General features: G+C 50.2%; 6 protein-coding genes. All 6 read left to right on the top strand.

Features of this window, described 5'->3' with window-relative positions:
* Positions 1-119 precede the first annotated feature (119 nt).
* The gene (gene ilvA / locus ACN4EG_RS13375) at positions 120-1,682 is read left to right on the top strand and encodes a threonine ammonia-lyase, biosynthetic (RefSeq protein WP_431630089.1); all 1,563 of its coding nucleotides are present in this window, start codon (positions 120-122) and stop codon (positions 1,680-1,682) included.
* A gap of 266 nt (positions 1,683-1,948) precedes the next feature.
* The gene (locus ACN4EG_RS13380; RefSeq protein ID WP_431630080.1) at positions 1,949-2,614 is read left to right on the top strand and encodes a TIGR00266 family protein; all 666 of its coding nucleotides are present in this window, start codon (positions 1,949-1,951) and stop codon (positions 2,612-2,614) included.
* Positions 2,615-2,725: 111 nt separating this feature from the next.
* Positions 2,726-3,403: a TIGR00266 family protein gene (locus ACN4EG_RS13385; protein ID WP_431630082.1), complete on the top strand. Its 678-nt coding sequence runs from the start codon at positions 2,726-2,728 to the stop codon at positions 3,401-3,403.
* A gap of 54 nt (positions 3,404-3,457) precedes the next feature.
* Positions 3,458-4,153 carry a TIGR00266 family protein gene (locus ACN4EG_RS13390; RefSeq protein ID WP_431630084.1) on the top strand — a complete coding sequence of 232 codons (696 nt, stop codon included), beginning with the start codon at positions 3,458-3,460 and terminating at the stop codon, positions 4,151-4,153.
* 52 nt (positions 4,154-4,205) lie between these two features.
* Positions 4,206-5,030, top strand: coding sequence for a M48 family metallopeptidase (locus ACN4EG_RS13395; RefSeq protein ID WP_431630086.1), 825 nt, complete (start codon positions 4,206-4,208; stop codon positions 5,028-5,030).
* Between the two features lie 259 nt (positions 5,031-5,289).
* Positions 5,290-6,036 carry an MORN repeat-containing protein gene (locus ACN4EG_RS13400; protein WP_431630087.1) on the top strand — a complete coding sequence of 249 codons (747 nt, stop codon included), beginning with the start codon at positions 5,290-5,292 and terminating at the stop codon, positions 6,034-6,036.
* Positions 6,037-6,271 lie beyond the last annotated feature (235 nt).

Raw genomic sequence — 6,271 nt, forward strand, 5'->3', positions numbered from 1 at the left:
CTATCCAGCCATGCTGATGAGGGGTTTATCCTTAAGGTTGCGCTCCTAAGGTGGGCGCTTTGCAGTTGTAGAGTAAGAAAGGTTCCTTTTCAAGAACTGCCGTTCCCATACCATCTTTGATCGGCCACCTTTTTCTACCTGCGCTTTCTTCAACTGCGCTTTCTTCAACAATGCACACCGACTATTTAGAACGCATCCTGACTGCCCGTGTTTACGATGTTGCCCAGGAAACTCCCCTGGAAGTTGCGCATAACCTATCGGCACGGTTGAACAATACTATCCTGCTGAAACGGGAAGATATGCAGTCGGTCTTTTCCTTCAAGTTGCGGGGGGCCTATAACAAAATGGCAAAACTGTCGCCGGAGGTGTTATCTCAGGGCGTCATTGCGGCCTCTGCTGGTAACCATGCCCAAGGCGTGGCTCTGGGTGCAAAACAGTTGGGAACTAAAGCCATTATTGTCATGCCCGTGACCACGCCCCAGGTGAAGGTCAATGCAGTGGCGGCACGGGGGGGAGAAGTGGTGCTCTATGGGGACACCTACGATGATGCCTATGCCCATGCTCGGCAACTGGAGCAGGAAAAGGGCCTAACCTTTATCCATCCCTTTGATGATCCCGATGTGATTGCGGGTCAGGGCACGATCGGGATGGAAATTCTCCGCCAGTACCAAAAGCCCATCCACGCTATTTTTGTGGCGATCGGAGGTGGGGGACTGATTTCCGGTATTGCGGCCTATATCAAACGGCTATCCCCGGAAACCAAAATTATCGGAGTGGAACCCGTGGATGCCGATGCCATGTGCCAATCACTGAAAGCAGGGCACCGGATTCGGTTGCCACAGGTGGGGCTGTTTGCCGATGGTGTGGCGGTGCGGGAAGTGGGTGAAGAAACCTTCCGGCTCTGCCAGCAATACGTGGACGACATTATTTTGGTAGACACTGATGCTACCTGTGCGGCGATCAAAGATGTCTTTGAAGATACTCGATCGATCCTGGAACCCGCTGGAGCGTTAGCGATCGCCGGAGTCAAAGCCTACGTGGAAAAAACGGGCATTCGCGATCAAACCCTGGTAGCCGTGGCCTGTGGGGCCAATATGAATTTCGATCGGTTGCGATTTGTGGCGGAGCGTGCGGAACTGGGTGAACGGCGGGAGGCTGTTTTTGTAGTGACGATTCCCGAAGAACGGGGCAGCTTTCGGCGGTTTTGTGAATGCTTAGGCACTCGCAACATTACCGAATTTAATTACCGTATTTCCGATGCAAAGGAAGCCCACATTTTTGTTGGGGTACAGATTAGCCAGCGATCGGATGCGGTGCAAATCAAGGAAATCTTTGAACAGAACCACTTTGAAACGATCGATCTAACCGATGATGAGCTGGCCAAGCTGCACCTGCGCCATATGGTGGGCGGTCACTCTACTTTGGCCGATCACGAACTGCTCTATCGCTTCGAGTTCCCAGAACGTCCCGGCGCGTTGATTAAGTTCCTCAGTTGCATGAGTCCCAACTGGAACATCAGCCTGTTCCACTACCGCAATCATGGTGCTGACTATGGACGCATTCTAGTAGGGATGCAAGTCCCGCCGCAGGAAATGCCTGAGTGGCAGGCTTTTCTAGACACCCTCGGTTATCGCTATTGGGACGAGAGCCAAAATCCGGCCTACAAGCTTTTTTTAGGCTGATCTCCCACAGTCATCTTGAGCTCAGACGATATAGCTAGAGGGATACCATTATCAAAAAATCTAAGGCGCAATTGAAGCGACCTTCGGATTCGATCGGGAAGTTAACAATTGACCACTGAAGTTATCGCTAATGTAGCGTTGGGTAGCCTGAGTTTAAGTGCATAACCTTCGCCAACCTTCGCTAGAGATCTCTCAGTACCCCGCGCAGTCAGTACCCCGCGCAATTTTTATGCACACTGGTTCATTCATCTGAAGGAGTGCCCTTTGTGAAATATGACATTCGCTATAAACCCACCTTTGCCACCGTTTTTATTACCCTCAATCCGGGTGAACGCCTGGTCGCTGAAGCCGGAGCGATGGCCAGCATGGACGGTGGCGTGACGATCGCAACTTCCTTTTCCGGTGGACTGATCCCGGCATTATTAAAGACGTTTTTAGGGGGGGAATCGCTCTTTATTAATACCTTTAGCAATCCCACCCAAAAGCCCTGCCAAGTGGTGCTAACTCAATCCACGATCGGGGACGTTACCTGTATTGAACTGAAAAATCGTGAACTCTGTCTCCAACCCGGAGCCTACATTGCCCATGCTGGAAATGTGCATTTGGGCGTGCACTGGGCAGGATTTTCCAGTTGGTTAGCGGGCGAGGGACTATTCAAACTCAAGGTTGGTGGCAATGGCATTGTCTTTCTGGGAGCCTACGGAGGACTCAGCAAGCGACAAGTCAATGGAGAATACATTGTCGATTCTGGTCACCTCGTTGCCTACGATCCCAGCATCAAAATGAACATCAAGCTAGCCGGGGGACTGATTGGCTCTGTTACCTCGGGAGAAGGGCTGGTTAACCGCCTAACGGGTAAGGGCGAAGTCTATCTACAGTCCCGCAGCATCAGTGGCTTAGTAGGTTTCCTCCGCAGCAAGATTCGTTGGTAGTCCCCAAGGTAAGGCATCCAGACAATAAATAAACGGATTGTTCATCTCAATCCCTTCTGGAGCCATGATTTGACCCAATCACAATGATTAAGTTGTCTAGCGTAATTCACTATGAAACTGGATATTTTGCACCAACCGGATAGCGCGATCGCCAAAATCGACATGGCTCCCAATGAGGAATTGGTTGCCGAAGCGGGATCGATGGTGGCCATGAGCAGCAACCTCAACGTCAGCACGACCCTGCGTAAAGGCAAGGGCGGCGGCATCATGGGAGGGCTCAAGCGGATGCTGGCAGGTGAATCGCTCTTTCTCAGCGTCTTCCGCACCTATGGGGAGCCGGGGGAAATCTACCTAGCACCTAAGTTAATGGGGGACATCCTGCCCTACCAGCTCAAAGGGATTGAACTGGTGATCCAATCGACGGGCTACATGGCGAGTACGCCCGGTGTGGATATTGAATTGGGATTTCAAGGTTTGAAGTCAATATTTTCCGGCGAATCGATTTTTTGGTTAACTGCTAGCGGTTCGGGACTTGTTCTGCTGAGTGCCTTTGGAGGAATTTACGAAATTGATGTAGATGGGGAATACGTGGTAGACACGGGGCATATTGTTGCCTTTGAAAAAAATCTGAGTTTCACGATCGGAAAAGCCAACCAAAGTTGGATGGGCGCATTTTTTGGCGGAGAAGGCTTGATTTGTCGTTTCAAAGGCCGGGGCAAACTCTACTGCCAAACCCACAATCCCGGTGCCTTTGGTCGCATGGTGGGCAGTCAACTTCCGCCTCGCTAAAGCTTTCCTCCTCGCTACAGCTTTTCCATCGCCAACCCTACTGTTTGAAACGTCATGAGTGACTATACCTACGAAATTGAACATGCTCCAGCCTACGCAGGGCTTACCGTCAACCTCCAAACGAACCAAACCATTCTAGTGGAAGCGGGTGCTATGGCCGCAATGGATGCCAACCTCGAAATGAAATCCAAAATGCGGGGGGGCATGATGAAAAGTATTGGTCGCATGTTCAGCGGCGAATCACTGTTCATTAGCGAATTTACTGCCCAAGGCAAACCGGGCGAAATCTACATTGCCCCTGGCGTTCCCGGTGATATTTGTTATTATCGCGTGGAAAGTGGCCGATCGCTCATGGTGCAGTCTTCAGGATTTGTAGCCTGTAGCCCTACAGTGGAACTGAATACCAAGTTTCAAGGCTTTAAAGGTTTCTTCAGTGGCGAATCGTTATTCCTAGTGCAGGCGATCGGCCCTGGGGATATCTGGTTTAGTTCCTATGGGGCCATTCTGGAAATTCCTATCAATGGATCCTATGTTGTAGATACCGGTTATGTTGTTGCTTTTGAAGATACCCTGAGTTACAACGTCGAAATGCTAGGGGGCTTGTCCTTTAAAAACTTGAAAACCAGCATTTTTGGTGGAGAAGGCTTGGTTTGCCGATTTAGCGGCCAAGGAAAATTGTGGATTCAATCCCGCCATCTCAATCCTTTACTGAACTTTCTCAATGCCTTCCGTCCCGTCAAGAGCGACTAAGACTGCTTGATATCCCTTAACCAGCCCGAGGTTCTGAAGGAGTGCTTGTTGTATGCCGATCGAAATTCCCTCTGGTACCGCCTCCCACAGCGATCGCAATCCCGAGTCTAGCGGGTTTGATCTCTTTAAGCTGGCAGTGCTGGGTATTGGCTTCGTGATTGGCACAATCTGGCTAATTTCTGTGATTGTCCACTTAATTATCTGGTGGATTCCTCCCAGCGTTGAGCAAAGGTTGGGAGCTGCAATCGTGCCGACCTATGAACGTATGGCCGAAGCGGGAGCCACCCAAGAAAAGCTGAATCAAATTCTGGATCAGCTAGAAGCCAAACTGCCTACGGACAAACGTAAAGGCCGCAATTACCAAGTCCTCTATATTCCCCAATCGATCGTGAATGCGGCGGCCATTCCTGGCGATCGCATTCTGATTTATAAAGGATTACTGAACCAGGCAGAGTCGGAAAATGAGTTAGTCATGGTACTGGGGCATGAATTGGGTCACTTTACCAATCGGGATCACCTGCGAGGTTTGGGCAATGCGCTCCTGATTCAACTTGCTTTTACTGCATTTACAGGAGATGGGGGATCCTTGGTGTCCCTCGGGGCCTCCAGCATCGCAGCCCTTAGTCGCGCCCAGTTTTCCCAATCCCAAGAAACCCAGGCTGACGAAGTCGGACTTCAGTTATTGAATACCTACTATGGTCATGTAGCGGGAGCGGTTGATTTCTTCGATCGGGTCAGCAAGAAAGATCGCAAACAAATCGACTTTCTGGCAACTCACCCTGCACCCAAAAGTCGGGTTGATCGCTTGCAGCAACTGATTCAACAAAGGGGCTATAAGGTCGAGGCTAAAACCCCTTTACCCGCTGACCTTCGGTAATAGTGCATCAAAATTGATGCACCCAAGTTGAGGCATCAAATCCTAGGGCACAAAATCTATGGGGCATAAAATCTTTTGTACGCAGAAAGATGAGAGCGGGTACCCTGAAAGAAGCTTATACCCGTGAACTGGGTTCGCTCCTGGCTAAAAAAATCGGCGATTGACTAGGGCAAAATCGTCCAGATCACCCCATTCAATCAACTCCACCATTCCTTGATTTTTGTTAGCACTGTTTACTTGATTAAGAGTTGATACCGTTATGGTTACACAGAAAAAGCAACTGTTTAGGGTTTCGCTCCTGACATTGGCAGGGGTGGGGATGATGAGTGGTTGGGCGGGAATTGCCCAGGCCCAGTCCAGTGATGATATGGTCAAACCCCGCTGTGAACGCCGAGGCGGAGATACCTGGATTTGCGCCTATACTAAGGAAAATCCCGGCTCTTCTCCCTACAAATCCTATGAGGGGCAAGTGCGCAATGGCATGCCTAACGGTCGGGGGGTGATTGTCTACAGCAATGACGATCGCTATGAAGGCCAAGTGCGGAATGGTATTCCCAATGGACAAGGAATGTTTCTGTTTGCCAACAACGATCGCTACGAAGGGGGCATGAAAAACGGCCAACCCCACGGTCAAGGGGCATTTACCATGGCAAATGGCGATCGCTACACTGGCTCTGTTAAAGAAGGTAGCCCCCACGGGCAAGGTGTTTTTACATTTAATGACGGAAATATTTATTCCGGTACCTTCTATTTAGGGCAAGCCAAAGGCCAAGGTGTTTTTGTATCTAAAGGGATCCGTTGCCAGGGCGTCTTTTTTAGTAGTCAACTTTCGGGGCGAGGCAACTGTTCCTATCCTGCCGGATCCGTCTATCGCAGCTATTCTGGGGAGTTCCGGAGTGGACAGCCTGAAGGCCGAGGAGTCATGGTTTTCTCCAACGGCAAACGCTTTGCTGGAGAGTTCCGCAACGGTACACCCTTTGTGCCTGAGGCTAATACTCAGAAATAATGGGCCAGCAATCGCGACAACTCAGCCGCTAAATATTAAAAACCACGGGAGAAATGGGTCTGCATCTCTTCCCGTGGTTTTTCAATCACTCAGGTTTTTCAGTGACTAGACTAGTGGACTGTCAGTTTTCAATTTGTGGATAGAGGCGCTTCAGTCGAATCCGAGCATCGGCAGTAGTAAACTGCCAATCTACTGCCTTTTGCAATTGATTACGTTCAGTGTACCAAGCCTGGGT

Origin of the sequence: Alkalinema pantanalense CENA528 (assembly GCF_050753345.1) — a bacterium.
Taxonomy (GTDB): Bacteria; Cyanobacteriota; Cyanobacteriia; order Leptolyngbyales; family Leptolyngbyaceae; genus Alkalinema; species Alkalinema pantanalense.

What these genes read in the sequence shown, in the direction of transcription:
- ACN4EG_RS13385 (WP_431630082.1), top strand. Translation starts at nt 2,726, where the DNA reads ATGAAACTGGATATTTTGCACCAACCGGATAGCGCGATCGCCAAAATC.
- ACN4EG_RS13390 (WP_431630084.1), top strand. Translation starts at nt 3,458, where the DNA reads ATGAGTGACTATACCTACGAAATTGAACATGCTCCAGCCTACGCAGGG.
- ACN4EG_RS13395 (WP_431630086.1), top strand. Translation starts at nt 4,206, where the DNA reads ATGCCGATCGAAATTCCCTCTGGTACCGCCTCCCACAGCGATCGCAAT.
- ACN4EG_RS13400 (WP_431630087.1), top strand. Translation starts at nt 5,290, where the DNA reads ATGGTTACACAGAAAAAGCAACTGTTTAGGGTTTCGCTCCTGACATTG.